This is a genomic window from Limibacter armeniacum, assembly GCF_036880985.1.
GTDB classification, from domain to species: Bacteria; Bacteroidota; Bacteroidia; order Cytophagales; family Flammeovirgaceae; genus Limibacter; species Limibacter armeniacum.
In genome coordinates this window covers 64,611-86,403 of the sequence record NZ_JBAJNO010000002.1, presented here as the reverse complement: position 1 = coordinate 86,403, position 21,793 = coordinate 64,611, and the positions used below count along the sequence as shown (strand labels likewise).

Annotated in this window: 17 protein-coding genes; 13 read left to right on the top strand and 4 right to left on the bottom strand. The window is 43.1% G+C overall.

What is annotated here, in order from left to right; genetic code table 11:
• Nucleotides 1-11 precede the first annotated feature (11 nt).
• Nucleotides 12-2,993 carry a SusC/RagA family TonB-linked outer membrane protein gene (locus V6R21_RS01570; protein WP_334240237.1) on the bottom strand — a complete coding sequence of 994 codons (2,982 nt, stop codon included), beginning with the start codon at nucleotides 2,991-2,993 and terminating at the stop codon, nucleotides 12-14.
• A gap of 279 nt (nucleotides 2,994-3,272) precedes the next feature.
• Here V6R21_RS01570 and V6R21_RS01565 point away from each other — a divergent pair, with 279 nt between their 5' ends.
• The 6 genes from V6R21_RS01565 (at nucleotide 3,273) to V6R21_RS01540 (ending at nucleotide 15,514) form a co-directional block, all read left to right on the top strand.
• On the top strand, nucleotides 3,273-7,253 hold the full coding sequence (locus V6R21_RS01565; RefSeq protein ID WP_334240235.1) for a hybrid sensor histidine kinase/response regulator transcription factor: 3,981 nt from the start codon (nucleotides 3,273-3,275) through the stop codon (nucleotides 7,251-7,253).
• Between the two features lie 235 nt (nucleotides 7,254-7,488).
• Nucleotides 7,489-7,839 (top strand): cupin domain-containing protein, encoded by a 351-nt coding sequence (locus tag V6R21_RS01560; RefSeq protein WP_334240233.1) that lies wholly within the window; start codon nucleotides 7,489-7,491, stop codon nucleotides 7,837-7,839.
• 24 nt (nucleotides 7,840-7,863) lie between these two features.
• Entirely contained in the window at nucleotides 7,864-9,153 is a 1,290-nt protein-coding gene (locus tag V6R21_RS01555) for an MFS transporter (protein WP_334240231.1), read from the top strand.
• Between the two features lie 33 nt (nucleotides 9,154-9,186).
• Nucleotides 9,187-9,939, top strand: coding sequence for an SDR family NAD(P)-dependent oxidoreductase (locus tag V6R21_RS01550; RefSeq protein WP_334240229.1), 753 nt, complete (start codon nucleotides 9,187-9,189; stop codon nucleotides 9,937-9,939).
• 198 nt (nucleotides 9,940-10,137) lie between these two features.
• A complete protein-coding gene (locus V6R21_RS01545; RefSeq protein WP_334240227.1) occupies nucleotides 10,138-13,086 on the top strand; it encodes a chondroitinase-B domain-containing protein in 2,949 nt (982 codons plus the stop codon).
• Between the two features lie 223 nt (nucleotides 13,087-13,309).
• Entirely contained in the window at nucleotides 13,310-15,514 is a 2,205-nt protein-coding gene (locus V6R21_RS01540; RefSeq protein ID WP_334240225.1) for an alginate lyase family protein, read from the top strand.
• 144 nt (nucleotides 15,515-15,658) lie between these two features.
• On the opposite strand, the gene V6R21_RS01535 is transcribed toward V6R21_RS01540, so the two are convergent.
• From V6R21_RS01535 to V6R21_RS01525, 3 genes are all read right to left on the bottom strand, one after another.
• Complete coding sequence (locus V6R21_RS01535) at nucleotides 15,659-16,441, bottom strand: peroxiredoxin-like family protein (RefSeq protein WP_334240223.1); 783 nt, start codon at nucleotides 16,439-16,441, stop codon at nucleotides 15,659-15,661.
• A gap of 200 nt (nucleotides 16,442-16,641) precedes the next feature.
• Nucleotides 16,642-17,190: a carboxymuconolactone decarboxylase family protein gene (locus V6R21_RS01530; RefSeq protein ID WP_334240221.1), complete on the bottom strand. Its 549-nt coding sequence runs from the start codon at nucleotides 17,188-17,190 to the stop codon at nucleotides 16,642-16,644.
• 141 nt (nucleotides 17,191-17,331) lie between these two features.
• Nucleotides 17,332-17,898 carry a TetR/AcrR family transcriptional regulator gene (locus tag V6R21_RS01525; RefSeq protein WP_334240219.1) on the bottom strand — a complete coding sequence of 189 codons (567 nt, stop codon included), beginning with the start codon at nucleotides 17,896-17,898 and terminating at the stop codon, nucleotides 17,332-17,334.
• An 82-nt stretch (nucleotides 17,899-17,980) separates the two neighbouring features.
• Here V6R21_RS01525 and V6R21_RS01520 point away from each other — a divergent pair, with 82 nt between their 5' ends.
• From V6R21_RS01520 to V6R21_RS01490, 7 genes are read left to right on the top strand one after another with little or no spacing between them, the layout of a single operon-like run.
• Nucleotides 17,981-18,592 (top strand): RNA polymerase sigma factor, encoded by a 612-nt coding sequence (locus V6R21_RS01520; protein ID WP_334240218.1) that lies wholly within the window; start codon nucleotides 17,981-17,983, stop codon nucleotides 18,590-18,592.
• 19 nt (nucleotides 18,593-18,611) lie between these two features.
• Nucleotides 18,612-18,896 carry a hypothetical protein gene (locus tag V6R21_RS01515; RefSeq protein WP_334240216.1) on the top strand — a complete coding sequence of 95 codons (285 nt, stop codon included), beginning with the start codon at nucleotides 18,612-18,614 and terminating at the stop codon, nucleotides 18,894-18,896.
• Nucleotides 18,896-19,354, top strand: coding sequence for a hypothetical protein (locus tag V6R21_RS01510; protein ID WP_334240214.1), 459 nt, complete (start codon nucleotides 18,896-18,898; stop codon nucleotides 19,352-19,354). Before V6R21_RS01515 ends, V6R21_RS01510 begins: the two co-directional genes overlap by 1 nt.
• Nucleotides 19,355-19,401: 47 nt before the next feature.
• Nucleotides 19,402-20,217 carry a YHYH protein gene (locus V6R21_RS01505; protein ID WP_334240212.1) on the top strand — a complete coding sequence of 272 codons (816 nt, stop codon included), beginning with the start codon at nucleotides 19,402-19,404 and terminating at the stop codon, nucleotides 20,215-20,217.
• Nucleotides 20,218-20,231: 14 nt separating this feature from the next.
• Nucleotides 20,232-20,495 (top strand): hypothetical protein, encoded by a 264-nt coding sequence (locus V6R21_RS01500; protein WP_334240210.1) that lies wholly within the window; start codon nucleotides 20,232-20,234, stop codon nucleotides 20,493-20,495.
• A gap of 6 nt (nucleotides 20,496-20,501) precedes the next feature.
• Entirely contained in the window at nucleotides 20,502-21,086 is a 585-nt protein-coding gene (locus V6R21_RS01495) for a toxin-antitoxin system YwqK family antitoxin (protein ID WP_334240209.1), read from the top strand.
• Nucleotides 21,004-21,738 carry an SCO family protein gene (locus V6R21_RS01490; RefSeq protein ID WP_334240207.1) on the top strand — a complete coding sequence of 245 codons (735 nt, stop codon included), beginning with the start codon at nucleotides 21,004-21,006 and terminating at the stop codon, nucleotides 21,736-21,738. The genes V6R21_RS01495 and V6R21_RS01490 overlap by 83 nt, the downstream gene beginning before the upstream one ends.
• The last annotated feature ends 55 nt before the right edge of the window (nucleotides 21,739-21,793 follow it).

The window sequence follows — 21,793 nt, the reverse complement described above, 5'->3', positions numbered from 1 at the left end:
TTTGTTCCTGACTAAAAGTCCAGTGTGATCCCTGCCGAGTAGGTTTTAGCCAATGGGTTAGCACCACGCTGGTAACCGTACAGCAGTGGAGAATCTGTGTACTGATTGATTCCTTCTGGATTTAGGGAAGTATAGTTGTCAGCTGCCAAATAGATCAGATTGCTACCAGAGAAATAAACACGGGCCTTGCGGATAAACTTGTTAACCGGAATGTTATACCCTATGGTCAGGTTACGTAGTGCGATATAAGAAGCATCCTGAACATGGTAATCTGTCAGGGATTTTAGCGCCACTTGGTCCCTTGTCTCAGCAGGTAAGTCCAATGCATTGTCATCGCCTTTCCACTGTGTCTCATAGTAATAAGGGTCAAGATTGAATACAGAAGCACCTTCTGATCCTTGGAAAGTAAAGCTCAAATCTAGGTTCTTGTAGCGTACATTGTTTGTGATACCCCAAGTGAAGTCAGGGAATGGTTTTCCTAAAGGCACCTTGTCTGCTTCCGTGATCTTCCCGTCACCATCCAGATCTTCCACATACACGCTTAGCGACTCTACACCAATTGGCCAGTAAACATTCATCTCCTCTTCACTCAATTCGCTTTTCATTTTGTATCCATAGAATTGAACAATCGGTTCGCCTACTCTTGTGATAAAGTCATTAGGGCGTTTAGGGTCAACCGTCTGAATCAGGACATCATCCCCTCCAAACTCCAGTAGCTCATTTCTGGTAGTGGCAAATGTCAGGCTTGAGCTCCAAGAGAAATCAGCTTTTTGAATATTGACAGTTGTAAGCTCCAATTCAATACCTGTATTTTTCACCTTACCTTGATTGACCCAAAGGCTTGTGAAACCTGTTACTGATGGGATAGGAAGTTCCAGCAGCAACTGGTCAGAAGTCGCATCGTAGTAGTCAAATCCCATAATGAATCGATCATTGAATAGACCCAGATCAAATCCGGCATCAAACTCAAACGTTCTTTCCCAACTCAATGAAGGGTTCCCAAGGTTTGTTTGCTTGTAACCACTTACAATGGCATCATCGCCCAGTACATAATTAGAAGGCCCAATGTTAGCCAGATATCCGTAGTTCGGAATACCATTGTTACCTGTAGCGCCATAACTTACACGTAGTTTCAGGTCGCTGACCAATGGCTTAATCCCTGCCATGAAATTCTCTTCCGTCACTCTCCATCCTGCCGATACAGAAGGGAAGAAACCATACTTGTTGGCTGGACCAAATCGGGAGCTACCGTCCCATCGTATACTGGCTGAGAGCAGGTACTTGCCCTTATAAGCATAACTAGCTCTTGACAAATAAGACATCAATACATGTTCCGATCCAGAAGTCTCACCTCCTATAATGGTACCCGCATTCAGGGTCTTGATCTTATCCGTAAGGAAGTTGTTAGCTTCCACTTCTGATTCCTTTATCTGCGTTTTTTGGTAAGTGAAACCAGCCAATGCATCAATGGAATGATTCCCAAACTCCTTGCTGTAGGTTAGAATATTCTCATTCAGCATATCTATGACACGCTGCCCATTGTAAGAAGCTTCTGTTGCCGCCTGACCGTTACGATGTGCCCATGAGTTCTGGTAGGTAGTGCGGTCTCGCTGAGTAGCGTATACACCAATGGAAGTCTTAAAATCCATTCCTTCCATCAGGTTCAGTTTAAGGTTCGTATTGAAGAACCCTCTGAGTTTCTGCTCATTCTTTTCTCTACCCGTCAGCTTGGCATAACCATTCACATTACTGGTATTTGAAAGGCTTTGCCCATAAACATCTCTGAAATCATTCTCCATTGCCAATTCTCCTTCAGTTTTCCCTGTCAGCTCTGCAGTTTCTGCTGTATGCCATACCGGTAACCAAGGAGAGTTTCTCAATACATCATGAATCCCTACATTGATGCGATCATTATTGGTAAAAGACGGGTTAATATTGAAACCCATTTCCAAACGGTCACTCAACTTTGTTTGCAGTTTTACACGCATGGCAAACTTCTCGTAGTTATCTGCCAGCATAATGCCCTGCTCACTAAAATAAGAGCCCGAAACATAATAGTTGGTCTTGCCTGAGCTACCCGAAACACTCAACTGATAGTTCTGTGTCTTTCCAGCTCTCATCGTAGCATCCTGCCAGTCAGTAGCAGTCCCCAATTGCTCCATAGCATCAAGCCTTGCCTGATCCTTGTCACTTACATTACTTTTTGTCGCCACATACTCCAACCAAGATTGAGGAGAATAAAGATCTATTGAAAGTGCTGGTGTCTTCATACCCACATTGGATCGGAAAGAAATGTCCATCTTGTCCTTACCTCCACTTTTGGTCGTTATCATAATTACACCATTGGCTCCTCTAGATCCATAAATAGCAGCTGAAGCAGCATCCTTTAGCACTTCAATAGAAGCTACATCATTCATATCAATACCAGAAAGGTCATCTGGAATTGGGTAACCATCCACTACAATCAACGGGCCTTTCCCTGCATTGATCGTTGACATTCCCCGTACCTGTATATAAGGAGAAGAACCTGCTTCACCGTTGGTGTTCTGGATCTGTAAACCTGCTAGCTGTCCATAAAGTGCCTGATCTACCCGTGATACTGGAATATCTGCCAATCCTTCATTCTTGATCTTGGCAACAGCACCAGTAAGGTGAGACTTTTTCTGTACACCATAACCGACTACCACGATCTCATCCAGCAATTCATCATTGACTGCCATAGAAAGATCAAGCTTAGTTTTGTTACTCACATCCTGCTCTACGGTCATGTAACCAATGTAAGAAATAACCAGTTTGTCCGATGCATTGACATTCAGGCTGAACTTACCATTCAAGTCAGTGACAGTACCTTTAGTTGTACCTTTTACCAGCACTGAAACACCTGGCATCGACTGCCCATTCTCATCGGTGATGGTTCCACTAATGATACGCTCCTGTGCCCAAAGGGAGAGGGGAAGCAAAAGCGTCAGTAGCAATATTAATATCTGTTTCATTTTCATATGGATTGGGTTCTACTTTTTCACATTGAATAAAGATGTTATACCTCTTTGCTGCAGCATGTTTCAAAAGTAGTATTAGTGTACTTATTACACTGTAAATTCAGCACTGACAATTAACAATCAGTTCCATTTATATGTCAATTTTAGCTATTTGTATGTAATTTATGTACAAATTACACTTTGTATACTTCAATCAACGAAGAAAAAAGTTCTTTTGTAATGACACACTTGCTATCAATGGCAAGAAAAAATAGCTACTAAACAAACTAACATATGCCCTACATTTTACGACAGTTGCTAAAGACTATATTACTATTGCCAATCATTGGTTTCATCATTTCAAGCTGTTTTGCACAGGTTCCTTATTCTATTTCTCATTATTCTGTAGAAGAAGGTCTCGCACAAAGCACTGTATATGCCATTGCACAGGATCAGCAAGGATTTATGTGGTTTGGAACCAGAGGTGGCGGACTCAACCGCTTTGACGGAAAGGATTTCGTTCACTACATGCATGTTCCCCAAGATTCCAGTACTATCCCACACAATATTGTCACAGCTCTTTCAATTGGGGCTAACCATCAGATATGGGTTGGTACAGCCAATGGCATTTGCCAGTTTGATATCAAAAGTGAAACAAGCAGACCCTATCCTGAAACGATGCTTGAAAATGGGAAGGAGAATTTTACCAATTGCCTTTTCAGGGACAGCAAGGGTCACCTATTTGCTGGCACTAACAATGGACTGATGATATACAACAATCAAACAGACCATTTTGAACTGCTTGCCAACGAGTCAAGTAATGTGAGGGCCATAGCCGAAGACAGCAAAGGAAATATTTGGTACACCAGTACCTACAAGGGATTGGTTTGTTATAATCCCAGCACGCAAGAAAGCACTACCTTCCAATCAGAAAGCAATAATACTGAAGGATTGAATGGCTCTAACTTACTCACGGTAGCTGTCGACTTTAATGATCACATTTGGGTAGGTACCCGCAGTGCCGGAATCAGTGTACTGGAAGACCCTGCCAATAAAAAGTTCAGGCATTACCGGAAAGGTACCCTGCCTTCAGATGACGTGCGGGTGATCGTTCAGGACCAGCATAAAAACCTGTGGATTGGCACCAAGGAAGGGGTAGCCCGTTATGACCATTTTGACAAGACTTTTCAGGTCTTCAAACAGGGCAATGGACTCACCAACACACTTAGTCAAAACTCTGTTTACTCCATTTTTGAAGACAACAAGCAAAATATGTGGGTAGGCACATGGAGTGGCGGTGTGAATTTCTTCTCAACCAATGCCCGTAAGTTTTATCCCATCACACACTTCGATACATCCACAGGATTGGCATTTTTCGGTTCTGTCAGCTCGTTCTGGGCAGACTCCTCCAGCGTACTGATAGGAACGGAAGGTAATGGATTGATTAGGAAAAATGGTGAACAATATAACATCATTAAGCCCAACGGTAACCGCTCAGAAAGCATCTTACATCCTCATGTAAAAGCATTGATGAAAGATAGTAATGGAAACCTTTGGGTGGGACAGTACAAAGGATTAAGCAGACAAGATGCCCAAACGAAACGATTCACCCACCTACTTGAAAATGAAGGCATATATAGCATTACAGAATACCCAAAAGGCAAAGTATGGGTCAGCTGTTCACGCTCCATTTACCTGATTGAAAACGGGAAGATAAGTGCCCATTACAATTACGAAAACGGGAACTTGCATGAGTCTTATAACCGAGGGGGTGTTTTTCATATCAGCCACCTTGGGGAAATATGGGTCGGGTCACAAAACGGACTACTCAAATACAATCCAAGAGACGATATATTTGAGACTTTTACACCTTCCAAACAGTCCTATTTTAACAGTTTCGTCTATAGTATTGCGGAAGATCAGGAAAACAGGCTTTGGGTTGGGACACAAAACGGACTATATGGACTCAATACCAAAGATAGCACCTTGGTACACTATTCAACTGCTGAAGGGCTTTCGAGTCACATTATCAACGGACTGGTATATGATGATCGAGAAAATGCCCTTTGGATCAGTACAGCCAAAGGCATTAACCAACTGATGATCAATACCGGAAAGGTCAATGCATTTTACAGCAGCGAAGGCTTGCAAGGTGATGAGTTCAACCGGAATGCCTGCTTTCAGGCATCAGACGACAATATTTACTTCGGTGGCACGAACGGCTTCAATGTTTTCCGTCCTTATGAGATTGCCATCAACCACAAAGCACCCAATGTGATTCTTAACAAGATTTCCTTTTTGGGAAACAAAAGCATTGACAAGCAGGAATCCCTCAAACTGATGGACAAGGAGTCAATCAGTATCCAATACGGTCAAGCCATATTGGCCATTGATTATACAGCCATCAATTACAGCCAACCTGAACAGGTCACATACGCCATCAGGATGAAAGGATATATTGATGACTGGCTCTACCTTGATAAGCAACGGACTGCCAACTTTGCCCGCCTGTCTCCAGGAAACTATAATTTTGAGGTAAAGGCAGCCAACGAAGATGGTGTATGGGGTGAAGCAACGGTACTTGCCATCGAAATTTTGCCGCCCTTATGGCGATCATGGTGGGCTAATCTCCTCTACCTGCTGCTGGCAGCCATTATGGTTCAGCTGGTTTATAAGGAAATGAGGGTACGCAAGCAATTCAAAGAAGACCTGTTGGTTGAAAAGATGGACAAGGAAAAAGTGTCCCACATCAACCAATTGAAAATCAACTTTTTCACAAACATTTCCCATGAACTACGGACACCACTATCACTGATCATAGGACCGTTGGATAGACTGATCAGAAAAGGTGAATCGATACCTGCTGACCACGAGTACCTGAAACTGATGCTCAAGAATGCCAAACAACTGATGCAATTGGTCGACGAACTGCTGGAATTCCGAAAAATACAAAGCAGCAAGCAGCCTTTGCGCATACAACAGGTAAAGGCAGTGGATTTTCTCAAGGAGTTATGCCTTGCCTTTGAAGCAAGGGCTGAAAGCAAAAAAATAGCACTAGAGGTTTTGGGTGAAAGTGATATATCACTATGGCTCGATAAAGGTAAAATCCAGAAAGTGATTCAAAACCTAGTTGGCAATGCCTTCAAGTTCACACCCGAAGGAGGTCGCATCCAAGTCATGGTGGAAGATACAGGGGAAAATGTGCTGCTTCGGGTGTTTGATACGGGAAAAGGTATGAGCGAAGTAATGCAACAACGAGTTTTTGAATACTATTCCCAAGAGCAAAGCACACTGGTAGAAGAAAAAGGGTTTGGCATTGGCATGGCACTAACCAAAGAGCTGGTGGAACTTCATCATGGGAGTATCACCGTATCCAGTGAAGAAGGAAAAGGAACTACCTTTTGCATTTCATTACCAAAAGGGAAAACCCACTTTGCGGATGAGGAACTGGCACAAGAAACTCATACCGTAAAGGTTCAGGAAACCTTGGAGCCTCTCGGTACAGAGGGTAAGAAAACACTGCTACTAGCTGATGACAATGCTGAATTCAGAACGTTTATGAAAAGCGGACTTGAGGAAGATTTCCAAATAGTAGAAGCTTCAGACGGGGCTGAAGCATTTGAGCTAGCCAAAACACATTTGCCTGACATCATCCTGACAGATATCATGATGCCAGAGACAGATGGATATGCACTCTGCAGCATGGTAAAAGAGCATAAGAAAACCAATCATATCCCTGTCGTAATGCTTTCTGCCAAAAATGCGACTGAAAGCCGTAAGATAGCATTGCAAAATGGGGCTGATGCTTATGTATCAAAACCATTTGATTGGGAACATTTGACCCTGACCTTACAGACGACTATCCAGAAGTACTACCAGATCCGGAGAAGCTATCTGAAGGACCTGCTCTCTGAAGAGGAACAACATGCTGATGAGGTATCTGAAGAGGATAAATTTTCTATAGAAGTGAAACGAATCATGGAAGAATACTTGAGTGATCCTGATCTTTCTGTAGACACCTTCTGCAAAGAAATCGGTATGAGTCGCTCCAACCTCAATATCCGATTCAAGCACGTTATGGAAAGACCTCCCAGTGAGTATATCAAGTACTATCGCATGCAAAAAGCAGCCGCTCTGCTATCCACTGGCAAGCACAGCGTAATTGAGGTGGTGTACAGTGTTGGGTTCAAGTCACCTTCCTATTTCACCAAGTGCTTCAAGGAACATTTCGGTTCGCTTCCTTCTGAATTTGTGGAAGCAAGCAGCCTGCATTAACTCTCTTTACATTCCCCTTTCAATAGCCATTTCGACCTATATAGAGGTTGAAATGGCTATTTTTTATATACAATTGAACAATTCTTACAGCCTCCCCTCTCTCCCTTTCTACCATCTCATTCAATTCTGACAGTTCAGGAAACCGATCATGGATAGATTTGCAACAACAAGGATTCCTGAAAAGGCTTCTAGTATTTTTTAAACCCAATTATAAAACCGATAAACAGTAAAAAATATGGACGTTAAAACAAATAGCGAAGTATTTATCAATGGTGCTACACAAGCATGGCAAACATTAGAAGATGGACTAAAAAGGCAGTTCCTTGGCTATGATGACCAGCTAATGATGGTGAAAGTTACCTTCAAGAAAGGAGGAATCGGTCAGCTCCACAAGCACTACCATTCACAAACCACCTACGTGGTGGGAGGAAAGTTTGAGGTAACTATTGGAGACAAGAAGCAAGTACTAGAGGCTGGCGATGCCTTTTATGCTCCTCCCAATGTGATACACGGTGCTGTATGTCTGGAAGACGGCATGCTCATCGATGTGTTCAGCCCTGCCCGTGAGGACTTCCTTACACCCTGATTTTTAACCTTAAATACCAAAACCATGAAAGTGAAAGGACTTAGATGGTGGGTAACCAGCCTTGTCAGCCTGGCGACTGTCATTAATTATATCGACAGAAATGCTTTGGCAATCATGTGGCCTCAGGTAGCGGAAGACCTGAACATGACCAAGGATGACTACGCTTTGCTGATTACCTGCTTTATGATTGCCTATGCCATAGGGCAGTCAGCTTCTGGAAAACTGTTTGACAAGATCGGTACACGTATGGGATTCGTCGTTTCCATTTTGATATGGTCGGTTTCCATCGGTTTACATACGCTTGTAAGAGGTATCGCCAGCTTAGGGTTATTACGTGGTACGCTCGCTCTGGGAGAAGCCGGTAACTGGCCTGGCGCCACCAAGGCGAATGCAGAGTGGTTTCCAGTCAAGGAACGTGCTACTGCACAGGGCATCTTCAATGCGGGAGCTTCTGCAGGTGCCATCATTTCTGCACCGCTGATTGCATTGCTCTTCTCAACGATAGGGTGGCGATTCACCTTCCTTATAATTAGTGTATTGGGAATGCTATGGATTATCCCTTGGCTGATGCTTTACAAGAGCTCCCCCAACAAGCACCCCTGGATTACGAAGAAAGAACAGGAAACCATTCTGGATGGACAGCCCAACGAACAACAAGATGCATCCCCATCCCTAAGTTGGAAAGAACTGCTTGCGATGAGGCAAAGCTGGGCAGTGATTCTGTCACGTTTTTTCCTTGATCCTATCTGGTGGCTGTTTGTATCGTGGCTTCCCATTTACTTGGCTGACCAGTTCGGCTTCAATATCAAGGAGATAGGTATGTTTGCCTGGGTACCGTACGTCGGGGCTGCATTGGGAAGTATTGCAGGAGGGCTATTTGCCGGAAAACTGATCAGGTCTGGCAGAGGGGTTAATTTCTCCCGAAAGATGACAGTCATACTGGGAGGTACCTTGATGCTACCATCATTGTTGGCAACTGCCTATGCTTCCACTCCCTTGATGGCTGTAATACTTATTGCTGTCATCCTGTTTGGCTTCCAGTTCGCTATCAGCAACATACAAACTTTACCAAGCGACTTTATGTCGGGCAAGTCTGTTGGCTCGCTGGCAGGTTTGGGTGGTACAGCAGCCGTGGTAGGAGTGCTTATTACCACTTGGTTGGTGCCTGTCATCACACAGGACTCTTACGTACCCTTCTTTGTACTAGGCGCTATGCTAGTTCCACTTGGTATACTGTCAGTATTTATAGGTGGAAATATAGATGCAATCCAAACCAATGAGAAAGAAGTCAGCAAACATGCTCAAGCCTCATAAATCAAAATCATTTACCGATAAACAATTAACAAGATGAACATGAAAGGAAAAGTAGCCATCGTAACTGGTGGCGCAAGAGATATTGGCCGCGCTATATCTATCAAACTAGCTTCACTAGGTGTAAAAGTAGTGGTGAATTACTACAATAACCCAGAAGAAGCCCAAGAAACAATAGAGATGATCAAGGAAGCTGGTGGAGAAGCTATTGCCGTACAAGGCGATATGACCAAGAATACCGATATACTAACCTTGGTTTCAGAAACGGTGAATACATATGGCGATCAGATCCATATACTGGTCAATGTGGCAGGCGGACTGGTTGCCCGCAAAACAATAGAGGAAATGGATGAAGCATTCTGGGACAATATGATGACGCTGAACCTCAAGACGGTATTCATGGTAACCAAAGCTGTCAAGCCTTATATGCCCCAAGGCAGTTCCATTGTCAACTTTGCCTCTCAGGCTGGCCGCGATGGTGGCGGACCGGGAGCTGCAGCCTATGCAACTGCCAAAGGCGCTGTGATGACCTACACCCGTGCCTTGGCAAAAGAATTTGGACCGCAACAGATCAGGGTCAATGCACTTTGCCCTGGTATGATCAGCACCACTTTTCACGATACCTTCACTAAGGACGAAGTGCGTACCAAGGTAGCTGCCTCTACTCCACTTAGAAGGGAAGGAGAAGCCAGAGAGGTGGCTGACCTAGTCGCTTATCTTGCCTCTGAGGAATCTTCATTCCTGACGGGCAATAACATTGATATCAACGGAGGGCTTTGCTTCTCCTGATTTGATTGACAGCTGAATTTTCCACTGCCCACCATGGGCAGTGGTTTGCTTTACCATCCAATTATCCCTATACATCATTCATTTCATTCTGCCAGCCATTACTACTCTATTACCTGAATACTTACTGAGAAATAATTATTAAAAATTTTCTTAACCACAGACACGCATCTGTACTATTTACCTTTACCAAAACAATTCATGAAACAACCAATTTTATGGCTACTCACCATGGTAGGCATCCTGATTTCGTATGTCTCACAAGCAGCAACTTTTACGGTTTCCAATGCTTCCCAGCTCAACAGTGCCATTGGAAGTGCACAGCCCGGTGACACTATCGTCATGACCGATGGTATTTGGACTAATCTAAACATCGTATTTGATGCCAATGGTACCTCTTCCAGCTCCATTACCCTCAAGGCTGCTACACTTGGGCAGGTCTTTATTGAAGGTACTTCAAGCCTGAGAATCGGAGGAGACTACCTTACAGTGGAAGGACTGGTCTTCAGAAATGGACAAACTGCTTCAGGTGCCATTATTGAATTCAAGTCTGGCAGTACAACCGCCAACCACAGCCGGCTTACCCAATGTGCCATCATTGACTTTAACAGCGGTAGTGCTGACCAGAAATGGGTTTCGCTCTACGGCAGTCAAAACCGGGTAGACCATTGCCAATTCAAAGGTAAGACAGACGGAGGCACCCTCCTGGTGGTTTGGTTGGACGGTACAGTTCCTAATCACCAAATTGATCACAACCAGTTTACAGACCGTGCTATACTGGGTGCCAATGGCGGTGAGATTCTCCGTATTGGGGACAGCTCCACTTCTATGCAGAATGCCAATACGCTGGTGGAGTACAACTACTTTGCAAACTGTGACGGAGAAATTGAAATCATCTCCAACAAGTCAGGCAATAATGTGTACCGCCATAATACCTTTTACAACAATGATGGACAACTGACACTCAGACATGGAAACGGCTGTACGGTAGATGGCAATTACTTCTTCGGTAATGGGAAATCCGGCTCTTCTGGTGTCAGGATTATCGGGGAAAACCATACCGTCATCAACAACTACTTCCAGGACCTGAACAGTACCAGTAACCTACGGGGAGCCATTACAGTAATGGGAGGTATTGTTGATTCACCACTTAACCGATACTTCGCAGCCAAGAACTGTCTGGTTGCCCACAATACGATTGTCAACTGCAAAGCACCTTTTGTCATCGGCTCTGATAAAGCCACCAGCGGAGAAGTATATGAAGCCCCATCAGACAATGACTTCTACAACAATGTGATCTACGACAACGGCAGCGTTACCCAAGCCAGCCAAGTGGTGGATCTGGAAAAGCCAAGTTCCACCTTTTCCGGTCATGTGTATGCTGGCAATGTGTACTACGGCATCAGTACCCTTGCCAACGGTACATTCTCGACATCAGGCTGGAGCAATACCAATCCCAACCTTTCTTCAGCCAGTACAACCGATGGCTACACTTGGTTCAAGATCACTTCAAGTAGTACAGCACTGATTAATACAGCGGTAGGTAATCTGGTTACCAAGGATATGGAAGGGCAAAACCGAACCACTCCTGACACTGGTGCCGATGAGTTTGCCACCGGCAGTGTGGATCCTGAGGCAACGCCGGCGTCTGCCACTTCCGCTGGTCCATGCTGGTTGACAGGTGACTCCTGCAACGAAACCCCGATTGACAACCTGAGTGTCTCTCCATCAACGCTATCTTTTGGTTCAGCAGCTGGCAGCAATACCCTCTCTGTATTTTCCAATACATCATGGACAGTAACAGACAATCAGGCATGGATCAGCATAAGCAGCGGCAGTGGGTCAGGTAATGGCAACATCACGATTTCAGTTACAGAAAATACCTCAACCAGCAGTCGGTCAGGGACTGTCACTGTGACGGCAGGGACATTGTCAGAAACCATCTCTGTGTCACAAAGTGGCGAAGCACCCGAAGATGGCAGCGATGAAATATGGTTAGAATCGGAATGCGGAACGGTGGGAAGTGCTTGGGAAATTCTGTCTGACGGCAATGCATCCAACGGTGAGTATGCCAAAGTAAAGGCTGGATTCAAGAGTACCAGCTCGACTCCTACCGGCACAGACGACCAGATTGCGATGAGCTTCAATGTCACCACTGCCGACGATTACTACATTGTAGCCAGAACCACTGCCAGCAGCGGCAGCGATGATTCGTTCTGGGTTAAGGTAGATGGTGGCAACTGGATATCCTGGAGCAATGTACCCCAAACAGCATGGACATGGTCCAAAGTAAATATTGGTGGTACCGACCTTGTTGTAAATCTCTCTGCAGGTTCCCATACGCTTTACTTTGCATACCGGGAATCGGGCGCCATTCTGGACAAGATTGTTCTGAATACCGATGGCACTTTACCTTCCGGAACAGGCAGTGCTGCCAGCAACTGTGGTGGTAGTGGCAGCTCCGAATCACAGCTTCCCATCTCTTCCGTATCCGCCAGCAGTGACGATGGCAACCTACCTGCCAATACCCTTGACGGTGACTTGGCTACCCGCTGGTCTGCACAAGGTGAAGGTGAATGGGTCAAATACGACCTGGGTAGCATTGAATTGGTTTCAAAAGTGAAAATCGCATTCCATAAAGGGAATGAGCGGATTACCTCTTTTGACATTGCTGTTTCCTCGGACAATTCCAACTGGACCAATGTAATCACCAATCAGGATGCCAGCGGCAATACCTTACAGTTGGAAGAGTTTGACATCGTGGATTCCAATGCCCGTTATATCAGAATCACAGGACATGGCAATTCCTCAAATGATTGGAATAGCCTGACAGAAGTGGAAATCTGGGGTGGAAATGCTGGCAGTCGACTTGCTGCAAATACAACTGAAAGCTTGTCGACCTCATTCGGGTTATATCCCAACCCTGCAAGTGACATCTTAACGCTTCAGATGGAGAATGACGCCAGAGGAACCATTTCCGTTATGCTGTATGATCTGACAGGAAAACAACTTTTTCAAAAGTTGTTTGAAAAGGAAACTGACCAGCTGATTCAAGACATCCCACTTCCCAAGGTACAACCTGGTCTCTACCTTTTCAGGATTGAAGGCAGTGGCATAAAACAACAAGTGACCTCCATACTGATACGTTAAAGTTGATTTGACCAGATCAAGTAAAAGGGCTTATCCAAATGTAGGATAGCCCTTTTTATATGCATTAAAGGTGCTTGTACACAAAATTGACAGATAAAAAGACAATTCTTTTAGTTATCAATGTCCAGATTGACACCATTCCCTGTAATGCTGTTACCTATCCACCCGGCTGCTCTTTTAAATTTGGTAATCAACTACATTACCCAACCAAACACCAATGAACATGCACAAAGCAATCAACATACTACTGATACTTTTAGCTTTTAGTCTGATGGCAAATGCGCAGCATCCAAACCTTATTCTGACCCAACAAGCAGTAAAGGAAATCCGTGGGTCACTCGGAAAGTACCCCCTGCTGGACCAGACAGTGGAAAACTACCAAAATAAGCTTAAACAAGCCTTGGAAACGGATATACTAGTACCAGTACCCAAAGATCCGGGCGGTGGCTATACACATGAAAAGCACAAACAGAATGGCAAGGAGCTTTATATGGCTGGTATACTTTTTCAGCTGACAGGAGACAAGGTTTATGTTGACTTTGCCCATAGAATGCTAAAACAATATGCGGCACTTTACCCTACCTTACCCCTACATCCGGAACGGAAAAGTAATAACCCAGGCAAACTATTCTGGCAAGGGTTAAACGAAAGTGTATGGCTTGTACAAGTCAGTCAGGCTTATGACTGTATTTATGATGCCCTTTCAGCAAAGGAAAGAGCTTATCTGGAGGAGCATCTTTTCCACCCAATGGTTCAGTTCTTTACAGAGGAGAATGTCCGCAACTTTGATATTGTCCATAACCACGGAACATGGTGTGTAGCAGGGGTCGGGATGATCAGCTATGTGATGGGAGACCTCAAGATGGTTGAAAAGTGTCTCTACAGTACCCGCTTGGATGGATCAGGTGGCTTTATGGCACAACTGGAACAACTATTCTCTCCTGATGGCTATTACACGGAAGGTCCCTATTACCAGCGCTATGCCATGATGCCTTTTATCCTCTTTGCGGAGGCTATCCAAAACAACCAACCAGAAAAATATATCTATCAATTCCGTGATGGCGTCATTGCCAAGGCTTCCAATGCCATTCTGCAACTTACCTATACCAACGGCAGGTTTTTTCCAATCAATGATGCCCTCAAAGAAAAGACCTATCTCACACAGGAAATGATCTGCAATGTAGATATAGCCTACAGCAGGTTCGGACATGCCAATGGCCTACTGAGTATTGCGGAAAAACATGGGGAAGTACTGATCGCCAAAGCGGGATTAGAAGTAGCGAAAGCAGTTGCTGAAGGAAAATCCCAACCGTTCGACTGGCAATCCATTGAGTTGAAAGACGGTGCCAATGGAGACGAAGGCGGTATTGGTATTCTGAGGGCAGGAAGTGCTACAGACCAACTCTGCATACTGATGAAATATGCAGGACAAGGAATGGGGCATGGGCATTTCGATAAGCTCAGTATCAGCATGTTTGACAATAACCAAGAGATTCTTCAGGACTATGGTGCTGCCCGTTTCCTGAATACAGTACAGAAAGAAGGTGGAAGGTACCTGCCCGAAAACAAGACCTGGGCCAAGCAGACTATAGCCCACAATACGTTAGTTGTTGACGGCACTTCTAACTTTGATGGTAATCTGAGAGTAGCTCAACAACAACATGCTGACTGTTTCTTCTTTGAGACAGATAAAATGAATAGTCAAGTAATGAGTGCCAAAGATCATCATGCCTACCCGGGCGTAAAGATGCAACGCACTATTGCCATGCTTCAGGACAGTGAGATGCAAAAACCAATAATTGTAGACCTTTTCAGGGTAAAATCCGACATGGAGCACCAGTATGATGTTCCCTTTTATTATCAGGGACATTTGATTGCCACCAACTTTGAATACAAAGCTTATAAGGACCTGCGCAAGACAATGGGTAGTGACAATGGCTACCAACACCTATGGCTGGAGGCAGAGGCTATCCCTGAACAGGGTAGTGCACAATTTACTTGGCTCAATGATTCCCGTTTCTACACCATTACCACAATCACGGACGCCAATACTCAACTGCTGATGGGAAGGATTGGTGCCAATGATCCGAACTTCAATCTCCGCAATGAACCTTGCCTGATTGTACGGCAGCCAAAAGCAGGCAACCACCTTTTTGCCTCAGTGATTGAGCCACATGGTGTTTTTGACCCTACTTCAGAATACACAGCCCAATCCAGCAGCAAAATCAAGGGAATAGAGGTCATCTCAGATACGGATGATGCCACCATTGTCCGGATTACCTCACAACAGGGCAAACACTTCTTGCTGATGGTCGCCAATGATAAGGCAGAAAAAAATGCGCTACATTCCGTAGACACCCCTAAGCAAACTTATCAATGGACGGGACCTTTTAAGGTGGAAATAGAAAATATGGGTTTGACTCATTAAAACAACGTTACTGCAAAAAAGCATAAAGGACTTGCCATATGACCAGTAAGCATTCAAATGAAATTACTTATTCCTGATATACAGCAAGTCCTTGCTTATTTTCTATCTCATTAATTCCAAAAAGCCTGAAATTGCTAAGCTTTACTATTTGACTTTACCCTCTTCCTTTCTCATCTCTTTTAAAAAGGCTGTGATCTCTTTTGGTTCTGCTCTATTTCTATAATCCGAATCTAAAAAGGCATATACTATTTCACCATTCGTATTTATAATATAGGTTGCTGCTAAAGGAAGCTCATTGGAGGAATCACCATTATGGCTATTAAGATCAAATTTCTCATTGTAGATTTTAGCAACATCATCCGTTAATTTGAATACAACGCCATAGTCTTTTGCCACTTTGTTACCAATATCACTCAATACTTCAAATTCTAAATGATTCTTTTCACTTGTGCTGATAGACTGATCTGGTAATTCAGGTGTAAGAGCAACCAAATTGGCGCCTTGAGCTTTAATGTTAGGCAACTCCTCCTGTAAGTAATGTAGATTGATGTTACAATACGGACACCAACCACCTCTATACCAAACTAATACCACAGGCCCTTTCTGTAAAAGCTCTTGTAATGAAACGTCTTTCCCTAAAGCATTTTTTAATGCAAAACTTGGTGCTACATCTCCTACATTTTTTGCTCTTTTTAGAATACCAGATGCAAAAACGGCATCTAGTCCTTCTTTATATATTCCCTTTGTTTTTGCATCTGCTTTTTTAGCAAAATTCACTTTTCTCTCTTCCAATGCTTGAGTCTGTGATGTGATTTCTTTTTCCATTTTGCTATCTTCTTTTATCGATGACTGGTTATTTGTCTCTGCATTACAAGCAGTCATAACACTTACGAACACATATAAAATTACAATTCCTATATTTCTCATCTATTTTCGTCTTAGAATCAAATTGATATAATCAAGCAATCATTTAAATTACATACACAAATAGGTTAAGACCTAAAAAGCATAAACACCCTGATAAATAATCAATTACCACAACACAAACACTTTCCAATAGTCTGGATTATTTATATATATAAAGCAAAACAAACCTCCTTGCATAAAACTACTTTTGGAAAATAGGTTTATTTCGACCAAGCAAACCCATTAAACGGCTGATCCAATGCTGTCTCAGCAATACGGTTCGTATAGTTACTGATCACTTTCTGTGAAATACCAAGAATAATTTCAAGCAGGTGTTTCTGCTCATATCCTACAACAAAAAATGCCTCCACCTCAGCATCTGTTACATTGCCTCTGTTTCTTGTCAAAGACAGCGTCATTTCATGTAGTATTTGCAATTTTTCAGTAGGCATCTTAGTGCTGTTCCTCAAGGCCTCAGTAATTTCAGTATCTACCTTCATCATATTGGCAATAGCTGTATGGGCTGGTACACAGTAATGGCATGCATGCTCAACATTGATTGTCTGCCATACTACTGTCAACTCCTCTTTATCAAAAGAAGTGTTCATAAATAACTCATGAAGTGATTGATAAGCCTTAAACAGTTCAGGTGACTCTGCCAAAACTCCATGAAGATTAGGAATAAACCCGTTGGCTTTCTGTGAGCCCTCTAACAATGTTTTACTTTTTTCAGGGGCTGTCTCGATGTTGTGAATTTTGAATGATTTCATAACTAGTATTATTTGTTTTAATAACTAAACGATTGTTTAGTTATAGTGTAAAAATTATTCTGATCCATAATTTCTGCTTGTAACGATCCTAATACGTATCAGTTACTTGCGGTGAATTCTCCTAGTCAGAAAAGTATTTAATTAAAGATTTGTAAAAACTTGTTCGATGTAATTGGTTAACTGAACCTGATTAAAGGTTCTAGAGGCAGATGCTAAGCCAAACATAGAAATAAGCAGGTAATCTGCCTGTACATCCAACTGCTGTTGACTGCTCGTAGAGCTCTGAGCAAGCTTGCCTCTGAAAATGCCTCTGATTTCATCCGTAAACTTATAGAGTTCTGCCTTTATTTTCGGGTCAGCATCCTTTCCAATCTCATTGGCTGCATTTGTTATCAGACAACCCTTTCCAGCACCATCTTTTTCTCTTGAAAAAGAGATAAAACCATAGAAATATTGTTTAAGCGCTTCTACACCCTCAGCAGATGCGACCAACTTATCAAGCAGTGGAGTCAGCTTCTGTCTATAGCATTTGATGCTTTCAATAAAGACGCCATTTTTGTTGCCAAAACTAGCATAGATAGAGAATTTATTGATTCCCATTTCCTTCTCAAGTAGTTGCATGGAAGTGGTCTCAAAGCCATTTCTCCAAAAAAGGTTCATGGCTTTTTCAATTACCTCGCTTTCTATATATTCTTTTTTCCTGGCCATATTCTTCTGTTGAATACAAAACTAACCAACCGTTTAGTAAAAAGCAAATACACTTCTATCATCTCCTCTAATCCTATGTGTGATGGAAAGAAAAGCCTCTTATATTTGTACACAGGAAAAAAACAGATACGTGAATACAGACCAGCAGCTTATAGAAGCGATTGCAAAAGGCGACACGGATGCCCTTCAGAACTTGTATGATCGGTATGCTGCAAAAGTGTACAATACAGCACTGAGCTACGTCAAAAATGTACCGGAAGCAGAAGAAATCACTCAGGATGTATTCCTAAAAATCTGCAAAGCAGCCCATAAATTTGAGGGCAATTCCACTGTCAGTACTTGGATTTACCGCATTGCCATTAATACGGCCTTGAGTACAGTCAAACGGAAGAAACGTTTTGCTTTCCTGCAATTTGGTAAGGAAGACACAACCTACACAGATTTTGAACATCCTGGTGTCAGTATGGAGAAAAAGGAAGAAGCCAAGATGCTCTATCGTGTCATTGATGGACTACCTGACAACCAAAAAACAGCCTTTATCCTCAGCTATATCGAGGAGCTACCTCGTCAGGAAGTAGCGGACGTGATGGAAATCTCACTCAAAGCCACAGAATCTTTACTTCAACGCGCCAAAAAATCATTGCGGGAGCGGTTGACTAAATTGTATCCTAACCGAAGGAATTCTGAAAAGTAAGTGTCTAAATAGGAAAAATATGAAATCAGAAAATGACTGGAGAGAGCAAGTGCTCAATAGCATGAAAGACAGTCAACGTGCCCAACCAAACAAGGCTTTGTTTGGTAAAATTGAAAGCAGGTGGAATGCAATGCAACAGCCTGTATCTTCCTCTGAACTTAGGAGGATGATGGTCGCTGCTGCCTTGGTCATTTCACTCAACGTTTGGGGTATCCTCCACTTTACCCAAAAACAAGGTAACCAAGAAAGGGTCAGTCCTTATGAGCAGACTACCTTAATTTCCAATTATAACCTGTACGAATAATGTCAAAACTGAAGCTTTACAAGCTGGTTGCAATTCTATTATTGCTTATCAATCTGGGTATGGTCGCCTTTTTTGTTCTCACCAAGCCTGACCACCGACATCCAGGAAGTAGGCCACTCCATATGTTATTACAACTTGACAAGCAGCAGGAGCAGCACTTCCTTACGCTTGCCCATAAACACCAACAAGCCATCAGGGAGATCGACCAGAAGCAACAGGATCTACTCGTACAATATTTTAGTGCCTTGCAGCAGGAAACTACCCCTTCCCAAGAGATTCTAGCAAAAATCCAGATGGAAGAAGGAAAAAAAATTGTACTAACCTACCAACACTTTCATGATGTAAAAACTATGCTTAAACCCTCGCAAAAGCCATTTTTTGACCAATTCATGACAGGAGCACTGGAACATATTTTAGGAGAAAAAGAAAAAAAATCACCACCACCGAAGGATTTCTAAACAAGTAAGGTCTAAAGGAAAAACATTCATCAAAAAACTTAAATCCAATGAATCAAAAAATGTTTTTCCGACTGGGCCTGCTTTCAGCTGCCCTATTCTTTGGGGCATGTGAAAGTGACAACACAGCAGAAAGTACTGATGCTGGTGAACTGCATGCTGCATTTGCGGAGTTTGACAGTAACAACTTCACTATCTACAGGGATGGCGATGAGGTTGTACTGGAATCCAATGGTCTCCCAAACCACACGTCTCCTTACTGGTCCAACACAACAACAAGATCTGCAACAGACCCTATGGGTAGTGCGATCACCACTCCAGCAGCAGAACAGAATCATCCACTTTTTGTGGAACCTACTGTTACAAGCTATGAGCATATGGCACCTGGTAATATCGATGACTTTAACGGCTCTTATACCTTAAGAGTACCCTCCAACCCTGATAAGGCCTCAAACTCTTATGCCACAGGGCTGGGGCCAATCGGTATGGCTGTCAGTGGTGCGATGATCTATAACGATGAAGAAGGCCCTAATGTACCACTGGACGATGCCATCGTATCACTGGACTACACTGCAGCCCATACTGGACCGCAAAGTTACCACTACCACCTTGAACCTAAAGCATGGTCCAATGATGATGAAAATCTGATTGGAATCATGTCTGACGGCTTTTTTCTCTATGGTAGGAAATGCCATGCGACCGGCACCTACCCTACTGACTTAGATGCATCAGGTGGACATACAAGCACTACCCAGCACAATCCGGATAATGAGTATCATTACCACATTATGAATGAGCTGTATCTCAACTCTTTCTATATTCTTTTCCCTGGTGATTTTCAGGGAACACCCAGCAACATCCAATAAATCCGAATCCAATTATGAGAAATATAATGATGGCAGCTATCCTCTCATGGATGGCCAAGCCGGCTTTTGCCTTTACACAACAACTTCCACAGAAAAAAGAAAGTCTCAATGCTGAAGAAATTATGCGGAACAAGGGAGGCAAACTAGAAGTATCAGAGGTTAAAGTATCTCTGAAAAATGATTACAATGAAATTGATCTGGACATAGGCGGTTGCTTCTCCAATTTGGAAACCAAAAATGCACTGAAGCCTGAGAATGGTCATCTACCAAAAAGGTAAGCTGCTATGAGAGTGAAGCATTATCTGACAGGGCTTCTGCTATGGATTACAGTTCTAGGTAACAGCTGTAAGCCAGATGCCAGAACTGCTGAACCAGGTACCACCTTGCCCGCAAGCAAGGTGGTACTAAATCCACAAACCGGGTTGGTCTACTATCTAGACCAACCTTTCAGTGGGTCATCTGAGTCTTTCTACACTAATGGTCAACGGGCATCTCGCATTACCTATTTGGATGGAAAGAAAGAAAGTCTTGAACAGAAGTGGTTCTTGACAGGTATCAAAAGCTACGAGGCTACTTATGCCAAAGGTAAATTGCATGGTATCTCACGTACATGGTGGAGTAATGGACACCTCCGTACCAAATACCAATATAAACAAGGTAAAGCCAATGGAACACAGTGGCAATGGTATAGCAATGGAGCCAAGTTCAAGAAGATGAATCTCGTAGATGGAAAAGAAGAAGGTTTACAGCAATCATGGCGGAAAAACGGAAAAATTTACAATAACTATGAAGCAAAAAATGGAAGGATATTCGGACTCAAACGCTCCAAGCTTTGCTTTAAGCTGGATAACGAGCAAGTACTTTATTAAACGCTGGATCTGGGGAATGATGGTGGGAACACTTTTGGTAGGTTGCCAACGCAGCAGTTCAGATGAAAAACAAAGTCGTGTAGACAAGCTCCCCTATTTTAATGAAGCCAATTTCACGCCCTTGTGGCTGGAAGACGGTAGCAAAGAAATCCAACTCCTCCACCAGATTCCTGCCTTTAGCCTGATCAACCAAGACGGAGAGCAGGTAACAGATACTACATTCAAGGGCAAGGTATATGTTGCGGATTTCTTTTTCACCTCCTGCCCTGGTATCTGTCCAAAAATGACAGAAAACATGTCTTTGCTACAAGATGAATTCCAACATGATGATGATGTATTGCTGCTATCACATTCAGTTACTCCTGAAACAGATTCAGTTCCTATCCTAAAAAAATATGCTCAGGAGCATCACGTAACGTCTGGCAAGTGGCATCTGGTAACAGGCAATCGTGATGAGATCTATCAACTAGGAAGACAAGCTTATTTTATAGAGGAGAATCTTGGAGTACAGAAGAAAGCAGATGAGTTTCTACACACCGAAAATTTTGTACTGGTTGACGGTAACCGCCATATCCGTGGCATCTACAATGGACTAAACAAAAACGCTATTCAACAACTGATAGCAGATATCAGGACATTAAAGCAAGAATAACGGTTGGTAGGCATTAAGAGTAATTTTTATGAAATATAATTTAAAGCTCCTTTCA

Bases quoted from the DNA above. Each gene is read 5' to 3' on its own strand.
- V6R21_RS01570 (WP_334240237.1), bottom strand. From the start codon at position 2,993: ATGAAACAGATATTAATATTGCTACTGACGCTTTTGCTTCCCCTCTCC.
- V6R21_RS01565 (WP_334240235.1), top strand. From the start codon at position 3,273: ATGCCCTACATTTTACGACAGTTGCTAAAGACTATATTACTATTGCCA.
- V6R21_RS01560 (WP_334240233.1), top strand. From the start codon at position 7,489: ATGGACGTTAAAACAAATAGCGAAGTATTTATCAATGGTGCTACACAA.
- V6R21_RS01555 (WP_334240231.1), top strand. From the start codon at position 7,864: ATGAAAGTGAAAGGACTTAGATGGTGGGTAACCAGCCTTGTCAGCCTG.
- V6R21_RS01550 (WP_334240229.1), top strand. From the start codon at position 9,187: ATGAACATGAAAGGAAAAGTAGCCATCGTAACTGGTGGCGCAAGAGAT.
- V6R21_RS01545 (WP_334240227.1), top strand. From the start codon at position 10,138: ATGAAACAACCAATTTTATGGCTACTCACCATGGTAGGCATCCTGATT.
- V6R21_RS01540 (WP_334240225.1), top strand. From the start codon at position 13,310: ATGCACAAAGCAATCAACATACTACTGATACTTTTAGCTTTTAGTCTG.
- V6R21_RS01535 (WP_334240223.1), bottom strand. From the start codon at position 16,441: ATGAGAAATATAGGAATTGTAATTTTATATGTGTTCGTAAGTGTTATG.
- V6R21_RS01530 (WP_334240221.1), bottom strand. From the start codon at position 17,190: ATGAAATCATTCAAAATTCACAACATCGAGACAGCCCCTGAAAAAAGT.
- V6R21_RS01525 (WP_334240219.1), bottom strand. From the start codon at position 17,898: ATGGCCAGGAAAAAAGAATATATAGAAAGCGAGGTAATTGAAAAAGCC.
- V6R21_RS01520 (WP_334240218.1), top strand. From the start codon at position 17,981: ATGGAAAGAAAAGCCTCTTATATTTGTACACAGGAAAAAAACAGATAC.
- V6R21_RS01515 (WP_334240216.1), top strand. From the start codon at position 18,612: ATGAAATCAGAAAATGACTGGAGAGAGCAAGTGCTCAATAGCATGAAA.
- V6R21_RS01510 (WP_334240214.1), top strand. From the start codon at position 18,896: ATGTCAAAACTGAAGCTTTACAAGCTGGTTGCAATTCTATTATTGCTT.
- V6R21_RS01505 (WP_334240212.1), top strand. From the start codon at position 19,402: ATGAATCAAAAAATGTTTTTCCGACTGGGCCTGCTTTCAGCTGCCCTA.
- V6R21_RS01500 (WP_334240210.1), top strand. From the start codon at position 20,232: ATGAGAAATATAATGATGGCAGCTATCCTCTCATGGATGGCCAAGCCG.
- V6R21_RS01495 (WP_334240209.1), top strand. From the start codon at position 20,502: ATGAGAGTGAAGCATTATCTGACAGGGCTTCTGCTATGGATTACAGTT.
- V6R21_RS01490 (WP_334240207.1), top strand. From the start codon at position 21,004: ATGAAGCAAAAAATGGAAGGATATTCGGACTCAAACGCTCCAAGCTTT.